General features: G+C 33.4%; 13 protein-coding genes and 2 tRNA genes. 5 read left to right on the top strand and 10 right to left on the bottom strand.

What is annotated here, in order from left to right:
• Positions 1 to 135: 135 nt before the first annotated feature.
• From AC1Q5Z_RS12780 to rimP, 4 genes are all read right to left on the bottom strand, one after another.
• Positions 136 to 645: a DUF4920 domain-containing protein gene (locus tag AC1Q5Z_RS12780; protein ID WP_492445112.1), complete on the bottom strand. Its 510-nt coding sequence runs from the start codon at positions 643 to 645 to the stop codon at positions 136 to 138.
• Between the two features lie 150 nt (positions 646 to 795).
• On the bottom strand, positions 796 to 3,675 hold the full coding sequence (gene infB / locus AC1Q5Z_RS12775; protein WP_492445111.1) for a translation initiation factor IF-2: 2,880 nt from the start codon (positions 3,673 to 3,675) through the stop codon (positions 796 to 798).
• A gap of 61 nt (positions 3,676 to 3,736) precedes the next feature.
• Positions 3,737 to 4,990, bottom strand: a complete 1,254-nt coding sequence (gene nusA, locus AC1Q5Z_RS12770; RefSeq protein ID WP_125722262.1) for a transcription termination factor NusA — start codon at positions 4,988 to 4,990, stop codon at positions 3,737 to 3,739.
• A gap of 19 nt (positions 4,991 to 5,009) precedes the next feature.
• Complete coding sequence (rimP, locus tag AC1Q5Z_RS12765) at positions 5,010 to 5,474, bottom strand: ribosome assembly cofactor RimP (protein ID WP_198854506.1); 465 nt, start codon at positions 5,472 to 5,474, stop codon at positions 5,010 to 5,012.
• Between the two features lie 174 nt (positions 5,475 to 5,648).
• Between rimP and AC1Q5Z_RS12760 the strand changes: the two genes are divergently transcribed.
• The 3 genes from AC1Q5Z_RS12760 to AC1Q5Z_RS12750 all read left to right on the top strand — a co-directional run bounded on the left by AC1Q5Z_RS12760 (position 5,649) and on the right by AC1Q5Z_RS12750 (position 8,935).
• Entirely contained in the window at positions 5,649 to 6,473 is an 825-nt protein-coding gene (locus tag AC1Q5Z_RS12760) for a universal stress protein (protein WP_198854507.1), read from the top strand.
• A 170-nt stretch (positions 6,474 to 6,643) separates the two neighbouring features.
• Positions 6,644 to 8,065 carry an aldehyde dehydrogenase family protein gene (locus AC1Q5Z_RS12755; RefSeq protein ID WP_492445108.1) on the top strand — a complete coding sequence of 474 codons (1,422 nt, stop codon included), beginning with the start codon at positions 6,644 to 6,646 and terminating at the stop codon, positions 8,063 to 8,065.
• 63 nt (positions 8,066 to 8,128) lie between these two features.
• Positions 8,129 to 8,935, top strand: a complete 807-nt coding sequence (locus AC1Q5Z_RS12750; RefSeq protein WP_198854509.1) for a helix-turn-helix domain-containing protein — start codon at positions 8,129 to 8,131, stop codon at positions 8,933 to 8,935.
• A 97-nt stretch (positions 8,936 to 9,032) separates the two neighbouring features.
• Here the strand turns inward: AC1Q5Z_RS12750 and AC1Q5Z_RS12745 are convergent.
• Together AC1Q5Z_RS12745 and AC1Q5Z_RS12740 are read right to left on the bottom strand one after the other, a co-directional pair.
• Positions 9,033 to 9,103, bottom strand: a tRNA-Gln gene (locus AC1Q5Z_RS12745).
• A gap of 108 nt (positions 9,104 to 9,211) precedes the next feature.
• A tRNA-Gln gene (locus AC1Q5Z_RS12740) sits at positions 9,212 to 9,282 on the bottom strand.
• 245 nt (positions 9,283 to 9,527) lie between these two features.
• Here AC1Q5Z_RS12740 and AC1Q5Z_RS12735 point away from each other — a divergent pair.
• Both AC1Q5Z_RS12735 and AC1Q5Z_RS12730 read left to right on the top strand, forming a co-directional pair.
• Positions 9,528 to 12,809, top strand: coding sequence for a glycosyltransferase family 117 protein (locus AC1Q5Z_RS12735; protein WP_492445107.1), 3,282 nt, complete (start codon positions 9,528 to 9,530; stop codon positions 12,807 to 12,809).
• 100 nt (positions 12,810 to 12,909) lie between these two features.
• On the top strand, positions 12,910 to 13,551 hold the full coding sequence (locus AC1Q5Z_RS12730) for a polysaccharide deacetylase family protein (RefSeq protein ID WP_198854511.1): 642 nt from the start codon (positions 12,910 to 12,912) through the stop codon (positions 13,549 to 13,551).
• A gap of 24 nt (positions 13,552 to 13,575) precedes the next feature.
• Here AC1Q5Z_RS12730 and AC1Q5Z_RS12725 read toward each other — a convergent pair whose 3' ends face one another.
• The 4 genes from AC1Q5Z_RS12725 to AC1Q5Z_RS12710 all read right to left on the bottom strand — a co-directional run bounded on the left by AC1Q5Z_RS12725 (position 13,576) and on the right by AC1Q5Z_RS12710 (position 16,967).
• Positions 13,576 to 13,878 (bottom strand): thioredoxin family protein, encoded by a 303-nt coding sequence (locus AC1Q5Z_RS12725; protein ID WP_008466807.1) that lies wholly within the window; start codon positions 13,876 to 13,878, stop codon positions 13,576 to 13,578.
• Positions 13,879 to 13,951: 73 nt separating this feature from the next.
• Positions 13,952 to 15,187, bottom strand: coding sequence for a metallophosphoesterase (locus AC1Q5Z_RS12720; RefSeq protein WP_198854512.1), 1,236 nt, complete (start codon positions 15,185 to 15,187; stop codon positions 13,952 to 13,954).
• A gap of 161 nt (positions 15,188 to 15,348) precedes the next feature.
• Positions 15,349 to 15,534, bottom strand: a complete 186-nt coding sequence (locus AC1Q5Z_RS12715) for a hypothetical protein (protein WP_198854513.1) — start codon at positions 15,532 to 15,534, stop codon at positions 15,349 to 15,351.
• Between the two features lie 104 nt (positions 15,535 to 15,638).
• The gene (locus AC1Q5Z_RS12710) at positions 15,639 to 16,967 is read right to left on the bottom strand and encodes a sensor histidine kinase (RefSeq protein WP_286969682.1); all 1,329 of its coding nucleotides are present in this window, start codon (positions 16,965 to 16,967) and stop codon (positions 15,639 to 15,641) included.
• Positions 16,968 to 16,977 lie beyond the last annotated feature (10 nt).

Genomic DNA, 16,977 nt, shown 5'->3' with positions numbered 1-16,977 from the left:
AAAATAAAAAAGCGAGATTTACTTCTCGCTTTTTTATTGTCTTTAAAATACCGCACCCCTAACATAATCAAATAAAGATCAATCCGTTTTATTGATGTCAAAAATTCTAGAACCTTTAGAATACAATCTCCTGATCTAATTTACAACTTTAATTCCGCTTGCTAAAAAACGTATTTCGTCTTTAGGAGCTTTAATAGCGTCTATTTCTGCTTTACTTTTTTTAGCATCTTTGGCATAATGCTTCAACTCTTCAACAGATGTTACTTTTCGCTCTGCATCACCCTCTAAAACCACATTTTTATCCTTTAATGCCGTAGGAACAAAAAACGCATAATCTTTCATTTTAACAAAGAAAGACGCTCCATCTTCTGTCCTTATACTTATCCAACATCCTCTTTTAGGACAAACACCTGTTACCTCTCCTCTAACAGCAACTTTTTCTATTTTATTTGTAGTTTTTAAATCTTTTTCCAATTCTGCTACTGTAATCGCAGTATTACTAAAAGTACTTGAAACCTCTTCTCCGTAATAATCCCCTACAAAAGCATTACCATCAGGCGGAGCTACTTTATCTACAGCTTCTTGAGCAAAAGACAAAGCAGAAAAGCACATAAACACAATTATCGAGTAAAGTCCATTTTTCATATTTCGTTAATTTTTATTCAACTTACTAAAATTTAAATGAGTTAAAAACACACATTTACCTCAAATCATTCTACACCATCACATCTCAAATTTATAAACACAAAAAAAGCCTCAATTTACATTGAGGCTTTTAATTATATTAATTGAATTTTATTTCAATTTCTTTTTGATTGCTACTTCATGGTACGCTTCAATAACATCATTAATTTCGATATCATTAAATCCTTTTATTTGGATACCACAATCATAACCTTTAGTTACTTCTTTCACATCGTCTTTGAAACGTTTTAAAGCAACTAGCTCACCTGTATGAACCACAACTCCATCTCTAATAACTCTAATTTTAGAAGTCCTTAAGATTTTACCATCTGTCACCATACATCCAGCAATTGAACCCACTTTAGAAATTTTGAAAATCTCGCGAATTTCAGCATTACCTAAAATTTCTTCTTTCATTTCTGGCGCTAACATTCCTTCCATAGCATCTTTCAAGTCATCGATCGCAGCGTAAATGATAGAGTAGTAACGGATATCAATTTCTTCTTTATCCGCAAGCTGTCTAGCATTTCCAGCAGGACGAACATTAAATCCAATGATGATCGCATCTGATGCAGAAGCTAAGTTAACATCGGTTTCTGTAATTGCACCAACTCCTTTATGGATAATATTAATTTGAACTTCTTCTGTAGAAAGTTTAGAGAACGAATCTGATAACGCCTCAACAGAACCATCCACGTCTCCTTTAAGGATTACATTTAATTCTTTAAACTGACCAAGAGCGATACGACGTCCAATTTCATCAAGTGTAATATGTCTTTGTGTACGTACAGACTGTTCGCGCATTAATTGAGAACGTTTTGATGCAATTTGTTTTGCTTCTTTTTCGTCTTCAAATACATTAAACTTATCACCCGCTGTTGGAGCTCCATCTAAACCTAAAACAGATACCGGAGTCGAAGGACCAGCACTTAAAATAGTATGTCCTCTTTCATCATGCATTGCTTTAACTTTACCATGGTGTTTTCCAGCCAACATATAATCTCCAATTTTCAAAGTACCTTGTTGTACTAAAATCGTAGACACATATCCTTTTCCTTTATCTAAGTAAGCTTCAACAACAGTTCCTTGAGCTGCTTTATTTGGATTTGCTTTTAGATCTAAAATCTCAGCTTCTAATAAAACTTTTTCTAATAATTCTTTAACACCTGTTCCAACTTTTGCAGAAATATCATGTGACTGAATTTTTCCACCCCAATCTTCAACAAGTAAATTCATACCAGCCAAACGCTCTTTAATCTTATCAACATTAGCATTTGGTTTATCAATTTTATTGATTGCAAATATAATTGGCACTCCTGCAGCCTGTGCGTGAGAAATTGCCTCTTTTGTTTGTGGCATGATATCATCATCCGCTGCAACCACAATAATCGCAATATCTGTAACTTGAGCTCCACGTGCACGCATCGCGGTAAACGCCTCGTGACCTGGAGTATCTAAGAATGCGATTTTTTGTCCATTATCTAAAGTAACTCCATATGCTCCAATGTGCTGTGTAATACCTCCTGACTCACCAGCAATTACATTTTCTTTACGAATATAATCCAGTAAAGATGTTTTACCGTGGTCAACGTGACCCATTACTGTCACAATTGGTGCTCTTGTTACTAAATCTTCTTCTTTATCTTCTACAACTTCTATTGCTTCTTCAATATCCACTGTAATGAATTCAACATCGTAGCCGAATTCATCTGCAACAATAGTTAATGTTTCAGCATCTAGACGTTGGTTCATGGTAACCATGATACCAAGAGACATACAAGTTCCAATTACTTTAGTAATCGGCACATCCATCATGATTGCAATTTCACCAACCGTAACGAACTCTGTAACTTTAATTGTTTTACTTCCTTCGTCAAGTGCTCTTTGCTCATCATCAGATTTCTGACGGTGCGTTTCTCTTTTATCTCTTCTATATTTAGCCGCTTTAGATTTTCCTCCTTTACCTTGAAGTTTTTCAAGAGTTTCTCTAATTTGGTTTTTTACTTCTTCTTCAGTTGGCTCAACTTTAGCAATAATTGCAGGACGGTTTCCTTTTACAAAACCAGGTCTTTGGCTTCTATTAGCATTATAACCTCCACCATTATTGTTTTGAGTTGGTTTATTTGAATTTGGTGTTCCAGGCACATTTCCTGTAGCAGGTTTTGGCGCACCAGGAGTACCCGGTTTTGGACCAATTCTTTTACGCTTATTTTTATTATTTGCGTTATTGTTATTATTACCAACTCCAGGAGTTCCAGGTTTATTCTGAGCCGCTTTAGGATCTTCTTTCTTTTTCTTAGGCTTATTAAATTGAGATAAATCAATTGTCTGACCTGTAAGAGTTGTTCCTGTAAGCTTTTGGTATTGAGTAGTAATAGTTTCCTCTGAAGTTGTTGGATCAGTAGACACTATTGGCTCCTGCGCAACTTTAGATTCTGCTTTAACTTCTTTTTTCTCAGTAATAATAGGTTCTTCTTTTTTTGTTTCAGAAACAGGACTAGAAACAACTGGTTCAGATTTAACTGTTTCGTTTTGAACAGGTTTCTCTGGTTGCACAGGCGCAACAACAGCTTTTGGCTCTTCAACCTTAGCTGGTTCCTCAGAAGGAGTAACGGCAGGTTTTTTAGGATTCAAGTCAATTTTACCGACTTGTACAGGCCCCGAAACAACGGCTCTTGCTTTAATTATTTCTTGCTGTTTTTGACGCTCTTCTTCTTGTCTGCGTTTGTCTTCAATTTCTTTCTCACGTTCTACACGTAACGCTTCTTTTTCCTTTCTTTTTTCTTCTCCAACCTCTTTAGAAGCCTCCTTATTCCCCTTATCGCCCGCAAATTGGCTTTGAAGGATATTAAATTCACTATCAGAAATTTTTGCATTAGGATTTGCATCAATAGCAATTCCCTTATCTTTTAGATAATCTACAGCTCTTTCTAACGAAATATTTAATTCCCTTAAAACCTTATTTATTCTTATTACTCTCTCTTCAGACATATAACCTTTTTATTATTACCTTTTTCGTTGTGTGTTGTTAGAGCAGATGGTCAGCTATTGCTTAGCTATCAAACTCTTCTTTTAGTATCTTCATAACATCTAGAATTGTTTCCTCTTCTAGGTCTGTTCTTCTTACTAAATCTTCTACGTCATGTTTCAAGATACTTTTTGCAGTATCCAAACCTATTTTTGCAAACTCTTCAATTACCCACTCTTCAATTTCATCTGAAAACTCTGTCAATTCAACATCATCTTCATCTGCAACAGTTCCAGCCACATCGCCTTCACGAATAACATCCAATTCATAACCTGTCAATTGACCAGCTAATTTGATATTGTGACCGCCTCTACCAATTGCTTTAGAAACCTCTTCTAATTTCAAGAAAACTTCAGCTCTTTTGCTTTCTTCATCAATTTTAATAGAAGAAACTTTTGCAGGGCTTAATGCTCTTGTAATAAATAATTGAATATTGTTTGTATAGTTAATTACGTCAATATTTTCATTTCCAAGCTCACGAACAATTCCGTGAATACGAGAACCTTTCATTCCCACACAAGCTCCAACTGGATCAATTCTATCATCATAAGAATCAACTGCTACTTTTGCTTTTTCACCAGGAATACGAACTACATTTTTCACAGTAATCAATCCGTCGAAAACCTCTGGAATTTCTTGCTCAAATAATTTCTCTAAGAACTTTTCTGAAGTTCTAGACATAATAATTTGAGGTTTGTTTCCTTTCAATTCAACGCTTTCAATAATTCCGCGAACATTATCTCCTTTACGGAAAAAGTCAGATGGAATTTGCTTTTCTTTTGGAAGCACAATTTCATTTCCTTCATCATCAACTAAGATAACTACTCTTGGACGCACATGGTGCACTTCAGCTGTATAAATATCACCAATAATATCTTTAAATTGCTTATAAAGATTTGTATTATCGTGTTCGTGAATTTTAGATATTAGATTCTGACGAAGCGCTAAGATAGCTCTTCTTCCTAAATCAATCAACTTTACTTCTTCAGAAACTTCTTCACCTATTTCAAAATCCGCTTCAATTTTTCTTGCTTCAGTCAATGTAATTTCTTCATTTTCAAAATCAAGGTCTTCATCGGCAACAATTACTCTTCTTCTCCAGATTTCCATATCTCCTTTATCAGGATTTATAATGATATCGAAATTTTCATCTGAACCGTATTTTTTCTTTAATGCATTTCTAAATACGTCCTCTAAAATTGCCATAAGCGTTACACGATCAATAAGTTTATTATCTTTAAACTCTGAGAATGAATCGATTAATGCTAAATTTTCCATGCGAATTTTTTAATTAAAATTAAAATGTTACCGTAACAACTGCCTCTTTAATTTCTGTATAAGGTATTTGTTGCTCTTTTTGAACTGTTTCTTTTCCTTTTCCTACTTTTTTCGGTTCTCTTGCTTTCCAAGACAAAATTATGAAAACATCATTAGCTTCAACCAATTCTGCTTCAATTTTTTCTGTATTTGTGGTAACAATCAACGTTCTACCAACATTTTTTTTGTATTGTCTTACCATTTTCAGAGGTGTTCCTACTCCAACTGATGCTACTTCAAGCGAAAAATCCTGTTCTTCACGATCCAGATTATTTTCGATTGCACGACTGATATCAATACAGTCCTGAAGCGCCACTCCATTATCTCCGTCTAAACCGACACTAATTTTAAAAGAATCCGAAACAGCCAAATCAACCAAAAAGATTGATGGTTTTTCCAGAAGAGCTTCCGCAATTAATCCGTTTACTTTTTCTTTAAATGTCATAATTTTATAAAAAGAGGGGACACTTAGTCCCCTCATTATTTAGATTTTAATAAATAACAGTGCAAATATAGTGTTTTTTTTATAAATCAAATAAATTGATTGCTCTAAAATAATTCCTTATCTTTATAATAGCATTAAAACACAGAATTATTCATAATTTTTAACCCTCAAATCATGAAACGAATTTTAGTACCTACCGACTTCTCAGAACATGCAGAAGACGCTTTAAAAGTTGCCGCTCAAATCGCAAAAAAGAACAATTCTGAACTTATTCTTCTTCATATGCTTGAATTGCCACAGCAATCAAACGATGCCATAGTTGGCGGAACTAGCATCCCCGAAACTATGCTTTTTATGAAAAAAGCAAACGAAACACTTGATGAAATCGCCTCTAGAGAATACCTAGAAGGAATTCCGGTAACTGAAATTGTAAAAATGGACAAACCAATACACGGAATCACGCAAATAAGCAAAGATTACAATATTGATCTAATTATCATGGGATCTCACGGCTCTTCTGGCGTCGAAGAACTATTAATAGGCTCTAACACCGAAAAAGTAGTTAGAAATTCAGAAATCCCTGTTTTGGTCATCAAGAAAAATATTCCAAATTTTAATGCCTCTACTATTGTTTTCGCATCTGATTTTTCAGAAGAAGCAAAAAAACCTTTCGAAAAACTTTTAAATTTCACCAAACTATTTGATTCAAAAATACATTTAGTCACTATTTGCACTCCAAACAGTTTCAAACCAACTCATGTTAGCGAAAAAGCAATGGCCGATTTTGTTGCCGAATTCAACATTAACAACTATACGACTCAAATTTACAATGACACCAATATCGAAAAAGGAATCATTAATTTCTCTAACAGAATAAACGCCGATGTTATCGGAATGTGCACACATGGAAGAACTGGTTTCGCACATTTTTTCAATGGAAGCATCAGCGAAGGCTTGGTTAATCATGCCGTAAAACCTGTTATCACCTTAAAAATCTAACATTAATTTTAAAATACTCTCTTCAAAGCTTCTCATACGAGAAGCTTTTTTTTTGCAAAAACAATAAAAAATTGAGCTTCTCAACAAAGTTTAACTGAGCTTTACAACAAAACAGCCAGCTTACATAATGCAGAAATTTGTCAAATAGAAAATCATTAAAAAACAACAACATGAAAACAATAGACAAAATTTACATTAATGGCGAATTTACAACTCCTAAAGGAACAGAATATTTTGATCTTATTAGCCCGACTACAAATAAAACACTCGGAAAAGTTCTTTTAGGAAACACCGAAGACACACAAAAAGCAATTGAAGCAGCCAAAAATGCTTTCAAAACTTTTTCAAAAACCACAACTTCGGAAAGAATCCAATATTTAAAAAACATTAAATCTTCTATCGAAAAAAGAAAAGACGATTTTATCAATGTTATGACGGAAGAATATGGCGGAACATATCAATTTGCAAGCGTAAGCTACGATTATATGCTAAAAAGTTTTGATTCAGCCATCAACCTTCTTAACAACTACAGCTTCATCAAAACAATGGGAGAATCCGAAGTTCAGATGACCCCTATTGGCGTTGTTGGAATTATCATTCCTTGGAATTCAAGCAATGGTTTTATATGCAGCAAACTTTCCACAGCAATTGCTGCTGGATGCACAACTGTAATCAAACCAAGTGAAATGAGTGCCCAGCAAACACAATTAATTACCGAATGCCTTCATGAAGCCAATCTTCCTAAAGGCGTATTTAACATTGTAAATGGTTTAGGAGAAATCGTTGGTGCCGAAATTAGCCGAAATCCAGATATCGCCAAAATCTCTTTTACAGGATCAACTAATGTTGGAAAAATCATAGCAAAAGAAGCTATCAACACTATGAAACGAGTTACTCTTGAACTTGGCGGAAAATCTCCAAATATTATTTTAGACGATGCCGATTTCTCAAAAGCAATTCCACTTGCAATGGGCGCAGCGTTCATGAACAACGGACAAGCTTGCATTGCCGGAACTAGACTATTGATTCCAGAAAACAAATTAGAAGAAACAAAGCTTTTAATCAAAGAAACTGTTTCACACCTTATTGTTGGCGATCCTAAAAATCAAAATACTGCGATCGGACCAATGGTTAGCATAAAACAATACAATCGCGTTCAAGAATACATTCAGGCTGGAATTAACGAAGGAGCAGAAATATTGACTGGCGGACTAGGAAAACCCGAAGGGTTAGAAAATGGAAATTTTATCAAGCCAACTGTTTTTATCAACGTAAACAATCAGATGCGTATTGCAAGAGAAGAAATATTCGGCCCTGTTTTATCTGTTATTACATACAAAACGGAAGAAGAAGCAATTGAAATCGCCAATGACACTACTTACGGATTACAAGCTTACATAAACTCTTCGGATTCTGAAAGAGCACACAAAGTAGCTTCGCAAATCAATGCCGGGCGTGTACAAATAAACGGAATTAGTCACGACCCAATGGCTCCTTTTGGCGGATTTAAACAATCTGGAATTGGACGTGAATTTGGAACACTTGGACTAGAGGCTTATTTAGAACCCAGAGCATTAATTCAGCAAAAATAATCTCCACCAATCTGGAAATCTTTAATCACAAAGATTTCCAGATCTTTTAGTATTTTTACAATTATGAGCACCAAACCAAATACAAAGTCTAAAATTCTCTACTCGTGTTATTACTCACGCAGTCGCGAAGGCGAACATTTTATACCCGAACATGTTTTTAGCTATCAAATTTCTGGCGAAATGATTGCTTCCGATAGCAAAAACACTTTCCATACCAAACCAGGAGATTTTCGTTTTAGCAGAAGAAATCATTTAGCAAAGTTTACTAAAATTCCGCCCGAAGGAGGAGAATTCAAAACTATATCTCTTTTTCTTGATCAGGAAATTTTAAGAGAAATCAGCAAAGAATACAATTTAAAATCAGATAAAAAATCCGATTCAGAAGCTATGTTTTCATTAGCACCTCACCCACTTTACAAATCTTTTATGGAGTCGTTGATTTCTTACCTTGAAGTAGAACAAGAAAACAACGAGGCTTTATTCAATTTAAAAATTAAAGAAGCTATTCATCTTTTATTAAAAGTAAATCCAGAATTAAAAGATATTTTATTTGATTTTAACGAACCTGGCAAAATCGACCTGGAAGCTTTTATGAACAAAAACTTCCACTTTAATGTTCAAATGCATCGATTTGCTTATCTAACCGGAAGAAGTCTTGCCACATTCAAAAGAGATTTTCAAAAAGTATTTCAGCAAACGCCGGGAAAATGGCTTTTAAACAAAAGACTTCAAGAAGCTTATTATTTAATTAGCCAAGGAAATCTGCCATCAGACGTATATATTGGAGTTGGTTTTGAAGATCTCTCGCATTTTTCTTTTTCATTTAAAAAGAAATTTGGAATTGTCCCGTCGTCCTTAAACCACAAATAAAAACCAAAACAGCTAAGAATCAACACCCTAACAAAACAAGCATTTATTTTAAATGTACACAATAAAAAAAGCCTCTCATTTCTGAGAGGCTTTTCTGTTGGTCTACTAGGACTCGAACCTAGAAAGACGGCACCAAAAACCGTAGTGTTACCATTACACCATAGACCAGCAGTGCGGTTAAGCGGGTGCAAAATTAAAACTTTATTTAATTTATGCAAATTTTAAATGAAACTTTTTTAAATAAAAAAAGTCTCTCATTTCTGAGAGACTTTTCTGTTGGTCTACTAGGACTCGAACCTAGAAAGACGGCACCAAAAACCGTAGTGTTACCATTACACCATAGACCAGCAGTGCGGTTAAGCGAGTGCAAATTTAAGTCTTTATTTAGTTTGTGCAAACTTTTTGAGCAAAAAAAATCATTTTTTTTGTTTTTTTTCTCGACAAAATCTGATCGCGCACCAAAAACATCTCATAAACAACACGTTACTTTTAACTTATAGTTTTATAGAATTTTTTGTTAATGCTCGTTTCTTTACATAAAAAAACATTTTCTTTGTAGGATATAAAACGTTCAAATTTTTAACACCTAAATATGGCACAATTCAATTTCAATAAATGGAATACAATTATTGGTTGGTTTGCATTTGCAATCGCTTTAATAACTTATACATTAACAGTAGAACCTACAATGAGCTTTTGGGATTGCGGAGAATATATTGCTACCGCAGCCAAACTTGAAGTAGGTCACCCACCGGGAGCTCCGCTTTTCCAGATGATGGGTGCATTTTTTGCAATGTTTGCAATAGATGCTCAACATGTAGCTGTAATGGTTAATATGATGTCTGTCTTCTCTAGCGCATTTACCATATTATTTATGTTTTGGTCATCGTCTATGATTTTGAAGAAAATTGTAGCTCGTTTTGCAGAAATTAATCAAAACAATTCGATAGTAATTTTAGGAAGCTCTTTTGTTGGAGCTTTAGCTTATACATTTTCTGATAGTTTTTGGTTTAACGCAGTAGAAGCCGAAGTTTATGCAATGGCTTCTTTATTAATTGCATTGCTTTTTTGGCTTGGACTACGCTGGGAGCAAGACATGGACAAACCAAAAGGAAACAAATGGCTTTTAATTATTTCTTTGGTTGTTGGTCTTTCGTTTGGAGTTCACTTTATGGCTCTTTTAACTATCCCATCAATTGGATTTTTATACTATTTCAAACACTACGAAAAAGTTACGATCAAAAATTTCATTGTTGCTAATATTGTAGTTATTGGAATTTTATTATTTATCTTCAAATTACTTCTTCCTCTTACAATGGCATTTTTCGGAAAAACCGAAATCTTCATGGTAAACAGCATGGGACTTCCATTCAACTCGGGAACTATCTTTGTAGCATTATTATTTATTGCGTTTTTCTATTTTGGATTAAAATACACTAGACAAAAAGGCTTAATATTCTATAACACGATCATATTGTGTATTTTATTCATCTTGATTGGTTTCTCTACTTGGTTAATGCTTCCTGTTCGTGCAAATGCCAACACAGTTATTAACGAAAACAAACCGTCAGATGCTACAGAGGTTTTGGCTTATTACAATCGTGAGCAATATGGTGTAAATCCTTTATTTTATGGACCTCAATACACTGAACTTTTTGCTGGTCTTGATGCTAAAACACCTTATTTAGACAAAAAACCAAACTACGAGAGAGATTATAAAACTGGTAAATACATTATTACCAACAATTATAAGAATGCAGAACAAAATTCTGATGACAACCAGAAAGCAGTTCTACCAAGAATGTGGAGTACAGAAACAGCTCATATTCAAAACTATATCAACTTTACCAATCCTCCGAAGTTCCGAATCAATCCTAATTATGATTACGATGAAGAACTAGCAAAATACGGAATTGATGCTAGTCAATTAAGTGAAGATGAATACAATAAAGCTACTGCCCAATTGCGTAATGAAGTTGAGAAAACAGTTTCTGAATTCAGAAAAGCTTATGCTCAAAAACAAATTGACAATGAAGGTTATGTTAAATTCTTAAACAGTTACAAAGATTATCTGATCATTGAAAAACCATCTACAGTAGACAACTTCAGTTTTATGTTTGAATATCAATTCGGATACATGTACTGGAGATATTTAATGTGGAATTTTGTTGGACGCCAAAATGATGTTCAAGGTAAATATGATAATTTGGATGGAAACTGGATTAGTGGCATCAAAGCTTTAGACTCTATTCATTTAGGTTCTCAAGATAATTTACCTTCTGATGTGTTAAACAACAAAGGGCGTAATGCTTATTATTTCCTTCCTTTTATTTTAGGTTTAATTGGTATAATGTACCACGCCAACAAGGATTTAAAGAGCTTTTATGTTCTCTTGGCTTTATTTTTATTCACAGGAATTGCATTAAAAATATACTTAAACGAAAGACCTTTTGAGCCTCGTGAAAGAGATTATGCTCTGGTTGGTTCCTTCTATGTCTTTGCCATCTGGATTGGATTCGGCGTTTATTCACTCTATGAAAGCTTGCAAAAATATATTGCTCCAAAAATTGCAGGACCAGTAATTATTGCCGGAAGTTTATTGGCAGCACCTGTTTTAATGGCTTCTCAAAACTGGGACGATCACGACAGATCTGGAAGATATACTGCAGTGGCAATGGCAAAAGCTTATTTAAGTTCTTGCGACAAAAATGCCATCTTATTCACCATTGGAGATAATGACACGTTCCCTCTTTGGTATGCACAAGAGATTGAGCATTTCAGAACCGATGTAAAAATTGTAAATACAAGTTTATTTATGACAGATTGGTACATCGATCAAATGAAAGCGAAGTCTTATGAATCTAATCCGTTGCCTATTTCATTCGAACATAGCCAGTATGTAGGAGATAATTTGGACTATACAGCTTACATTCAAAAAATTGATACTCGTTGGAATATTAAAGATTTTATCGATTTCATCAAAAACCCTAAATCGACTGTTGGTTTACAAAATGGACAAACCATTCATTTCTATCCAACAAACAAGATTAGAGTAAATGTGGACAAAAATACAATTATTCAAAATAAAGTAGTTAATCCTAAATATTACGATTCTATTGTTCCTTATTTGGATATTGACATCAAAGGAAGCGCATTATACAAAAACCGTTTAATGATGCTTGATATCCTAGCAAATAACAACTGGAAAAGACCAATTTACTTTAGTGGTGGTGCTTTTGATGATGAAGATTATCTATGGTTAAAAGATTATTTGCAATTAGACGGAATGGTTTACAAATTGGTTCCAGTAAAAAATGCTCGTTCTAAAGATGGAGGACCATTAGACATGGGACAAATCGATGCTGATAAAATGTATGATATTGTAATGAAATGGGATTGGGGAAATAGTGAAAGTGAAAAAATCTATCACGATCCTGAAACTAGAAGAAACAGTATTACATACCGTACAAATCTTTCAAGATTAATGAATCAGCTTATTGCAGAAGGTAAAATTGACAAAGCTAAGAATATCATCAATTTAGCGATGACCAAAATGCCTTTAGATAAATATGGCTATTATTCTTTAGTTGAAGCTTTTGCTGATGGTTATTATAAAGTAGGCGAAAAAGCTAAAGCGCAAGATCTTTTAAACAAATTAGTTCAGAAATACAAAGAGAACTTAAACTATTATAGTACATTGCCTCCTTCTGATCAAACTACTTTAGCAGTAGATATTATTACAGATATTGAACGCTACAGAAGCTTGCTACATGTAATGGATGACAATAAAGACAATGCTTTTTACAACCAGCACAAGACTACATTTAATACTTACGTAAATGTTTTTGAACGTTTTGGACGTGAAAAAGAATAAATAATATACGTAAATTTTACTTATTAAAAAAATGCAGCGCTATTTGATAAATAGCGCTGCATTTTTTAATTTTATAGATATAATACAACTTTAATTCAAAATGAGTTTCTATTGGGTCAAAACTAACGCATTTATCAAAAAGGTGTTTTCTAAATATTGCTGGGACATTCCTAACAACGAAAAGAAAATATACCTCACCTTTGATGATGGCCCTACTCCAGAAATTACAGACTGGGTATTGTCTGAATTAAAAAAATTTGATGCAAAAGCTACTTTTTTCTGCATCGGAAAGAATATTAAAGCAAACCTGACTTTATTTGAAAAGTTAATTACTGATGGGCATTCTATTGGCAATCATACAATGAATCACGTGAATGGATGGAAAAGCCACACAAATGAATATATCGAAAACGTAAAAAACTGTGCTGCTATTTTGGATGAGCAAGAAAAAGCGCCTCACCATTTATTATTTCGTCCTCCTTACGGAAAAATCAAAAAAGCGCAATCTAAAATCCTTAGAAGTTTAGGCTATAAAATTGTAATGTGGGATGTTTTAAGTGCTGATTTTGATCAAAGCATTACGCCCGAAAAATGTCTTGAAAACGTAACAAAAAATGTAAAATCAGGTAGTGTGATTGTTTTTCATGACAGTATTAAGGCTTCTCCAAATTTAAGATTTGCCTTGCCTAGAACACTGCATTTTTTAAAAGAAAACGGATATAAGTTTGATATTATTCACTAAATAACATCAATAAAAAGTAGTTGTTTAGACGTTAAATTGTTCCTGAACAATTCCGATTATAGTATTCGCATCAAGCTCTCCAGATTGTCTCCAGATCATTTGTCCCTCTTTATAAATCATTAAAGTCGGAAGTCCTTTAATACGAAGTGCTTCTGCAAGTTCCTGATTTTTATCTACGTCTATTTTGATTACTTTGGCTTTATCACCAAGCGCAGCAGCTACATCCTTAATAACAGGATGCATAGAAACTGAAGATTCATTCCAATCTGTGTAAAAATCAATTAACACTGGAACTTGAGCATTTATTAGTTCTCCAAATTTTGACATAAAACCAAAAAATTAAGTTTTTTAAATCTTTAAAAAGAAATAAATATAATACAAATTTAGCATTTTTAACGAATTAAGCGACATTACGGCCCTTTTTTAGTTCAATGACTGTTATTTCAGGCATAATACCAACTCGTCCTGGATAGGCATGAAAACCAAAGCCACGGTTAACATAAACGTATCTTCCGACGTTTTCGTACAATCCTGCCCACTGTTTATAAATATACTGCGCTAAACTCCATTTAAAGTACCCTGGAATTTCAATTCCGAACTGCATACCATGTGTATGGCCTGCAAATGTAAGATGGAAATTCTTTGGATGATCTTTAATTTCAGCTTCCCAATGACTTGGATCATGGCTCATTAAAATTTTAAAATCGTCTTGGTGCACATTTTCAGATGCTTTGTTCAAATCGCCTGCTTTCTTAAAATTCACTCCCCAATTTTCAACACCAATTAAAGCGATTTTATCATCTCCTTTTTGAATGTAAGTATGCTCATTCAGCATAAGATTAAAGCCAATTTGACCGTATAAATTTTTAATTTGATGAAAGTTCTCATCTTTTTCCTTCTCAGACGGCCACGTTACATATTCGCCATAATCGTGATTCCCTAAAACTGCAAACTTTCCATATTTATAATCTTTAATACGATTAAAAGTTTCCAACCAAGGATGCATTTCTTTAGCATGTGTATTTACAATATCTCCCGTAAACAAAATCAAATCTGCTTCCTGTGCATTAATTAAATCAATTGCGTAGTTAATCTTTTCAGGATTATCAAAACTGCCACTATGGACATCTGAAATCTGTGTGATTTTAAACCCATCAAAAGCATCTGGAAGATCTGGAAAGAATACAGTTTGCTTGATTACTTTGAAATTATATTTTCCCTCAAAAATTCCATAAATAATAGAAAGAAACGGAATTGCAGCCAACCCTAAAGCTATCTGGCTAACAAATTTCCTTCTATCGGGCATCATTTCTTTTCGAGGAGTATTGTAAACAAAATAATTTAAGATGCTTGCTCCTATCCTAAAAATATCTTCACCAAACATGATCAGCGTAAGCACAATTTTAGGTACATATACCGTCAGCATTAAGCCTGTAGTAAACATAAATTGTCTAGTCTGACCAACTGATCGGTCTACTTGCGAAAAAGAATATATAATAAAGATTAAAATCAGTAAGCTTATAGCTTGGTAACTAATCAAAACCCAACGTGTTTTGATTAATGTTCGAAAAGCCTGATATGAATAGAACTCAATAAATAATAAGAGAGCGCATAGAATTATAAAACGAAAGATCATTTAATTTATAGTTTTAAACAAAGTAACAAAGAATGAGAATTCTATTTCTTTTTATTATAAAAAATTTAACGCTGTAAAAATAAAAAAGCTGAAAGATGGCTCTTTCAGCTTTAACCTACCAACCTTTAAAACTATTTAATCTTAAGACTTAAAATCTCGTTTTATTTTGCTTTTGGAGCTTCTGGTTTTGCAGCTTCTGCTTTTTTCTCACCTTTAGCTTTTTTGTCTGCTTTTTTATCGTGTTTTTCAGTTTTTGCTTCTTTTTTTGCTGGTGCTGGCGTTGTTTGTGCGTTTGCCATTGCAAATGTTCCTAAAACTGCTACTGCTAAAATTGCTAATTTTTTCATGTTTTTAAATTTTTATTGATTGTTAATTCATTATTTATAAGCCAAAGATATAATCGTAAAATGAAGACAAAATGAAGATAAACTCTTACAATAAATTTTAACTTTTATTTGGCTTTTTCGAACAACAATGTAAAAGTAGTTCCTTGGTTTAAAACCGATTTTACTTTGATTTGAATATGATGAAAAGTAGCAATACTCTGTGCAATTGCAAGTCCTAACCCCTGCCCTTCCTGATCTGAACTGATTCTGGCAAAACGGCTGAATATTTTTTCAAGCTGCGATTCATCCATTCCTATTCCAGAGTCTTTTACTGAGATAAAGTAATGTTCATCGGCAAAACCGTCCTCTATAATTATTCCTCCTTTAGGCTTATTATATTTGATGGCATTAGTTACGAGATTATATATAAGAATATGAACCAAGGTTTTATTTCCTGTAAAAACAAAATCGTTTTCTATTTCGTTCATGAACTGAATATCTTTATCCTCAATTCGATCTTGAAGATCTTCCTGCAAATCAGAAACAATTTCTCTCAGATTGATTTCTTCATCTGCTATATATTGATTGTTATCTATTCTCGAAATCAGCAGGAGATTATTAATGATTTTTTTCAGCATATCTAATGTTTTCAACGAACCTGCAATTTTATCAACTGCATTATCGTCTAAAGATTGATTCTGCAACAAATTTTCAAGTTTGTTTTTGAGCAGTGCAATTGGCGTAAGAAGTTCATGCGAAACATTCGAAATAAATTGTTTCTCCTTTTTAAAAACTTCAGTAATTCGATCCATCATTTGGTTTAAAACAAAATCCAATTCTCTAAAATCTCTTGAAGTTGCTTTTATTGGAGTATGGTCAAATGTTTCCGGTTCGTTTACACGCCTGATTTTGGTATCAATAATTTTATAAAATGGCTTTAAAAGATATTCGATGTAAAAAGTATCTGCTAAAAAAGTAATAAATAGAATTATCACAAAAACAATTATAATAAAAAGCTTGATTACAAAAGTTAAATCGTTAACCTCGCTCAAACTGCTTCCTATTTCAAGTTGATAATCTTCGCCATCATATGTAAAATGATGCTGCAAGATTCTATACTCACTTTCCTCTCCTTCTATTTTTCGGTATTCATTACTGAAAGTTGTTTTTTTCTGGTGTGGTTTTATCGAAACTCGGGATAGCACCAAAAACTCACTATGAAGTGTCGAAAACTCAGAAAAAGTATCAGTTGAATCCTCTGGATTTTCAATAAATTCATTAATCTCTTCTTTATTTAAGTGCTGAATAAATTTTTTCTTCTTTTCAACTAGCGTATTATTAATATGATGATACACTACATTTTTTACTAAAATAGGAAGCATCAGCCATAAAATCAAAATGACCAGCAATCTGCTCAATGCATTAAAAATAGCTAATTGGTGTTTTATTTTCACAAGAATCGAT

This window comes from Flavobacterium sp. GW823-FHT06G12, from assembly GCF_058794775.1.
Note: the sequence above shows the minus strand (reverse complement) of the source record. Positions and strands in the feature narration are given on the sequence as shown.

Bases quoted from the DNA above. Each gene is read 5' to 3' on its own strand.
- AC1Q5Z_RS12780 (WP_492445112.1), bottom strand. From the start codon at position 645: ATGAAAAATGGACTTTACTCGATAATTGTGTTTATGTGCTTTTCTGCT.
- infB (WP_492445111.1), bottom strand. From the start codon at position 3,675: ATGTCTGAAGAGAGAGTAATAAGAATAAATAAGGTTTTAAGGGAATTA.
- nusA (WP_125722262.1), bottom strand. From the start codon at position 4,990: ATGGAAAATTTAGCATTAATCGATTCATTCTCAGAGTTTAAAGATAAT.
- rimP (WP_198854506.1), bottom strand. From the start codon at position 5,474: ATGACATTTAAAGAAAAAGTAAACGGATTAATTGCGGAAGCTCTTCTG.
- AC1Q5Z_RS12760 (WP_198854507.1), top strand. From the start codon at position 5,649: ATGAAACGAATTTTAGTACCTACCGACTTCTCAGAACATGCAGAAGAC.
- AC1Q5Z_RS12755 (WP_492445108.1), top strand. From the start codon at position 6,644: ATGAAAACAATAGACAAAATTTACATTAATGGCGAATTTACAACTCCT.
- AC1Q5Z_RS12750 (WP_198854509.1), top strand. From the start codon at position 8,129: ATGAGCACCAAACCAAATACAAAGTCTAAAATTCTCTACTCGTGTTAT.
- AC1Q5Z_RS12735 (WP_492445107.1), top strand. From the start codon at position 9,528: ATGGCACAATTCAATTTCAATAAATGGAATACAATTATTGGTTGGTTT.
- AC1Q5Z_RS12730 (WP_198854511.1), top strand. From the start codon at position 12,910: ATGAGTTTCTATTGGGTCAAAACTAACGCATTTATCAAAAAGGTGTTT.
- AC1Q5Z_RS12725 (WP_008466807.1), bottom strand. From the start codon at position 13,878: ATGTCAAAATTTGGAGAACTAATAAATGCTCAAGTTCCAGTGTTAATT.
- AC1Q5Z_RS12720 (WP_198854512.1), bottom strand. From the start codon at position 15,187: ATGATCTTTCGTTTTATAATTCTATGCGCTCTCTTATTATTTATTGAG.
- AC1Q5Z_RS12715 (WP_198854513.1), bottom strand. From the start codon at position 15,534: ATGAAAAAATTAGCAATTTTAGCAGTAGCAGTTTTAGGAACATTTGCA.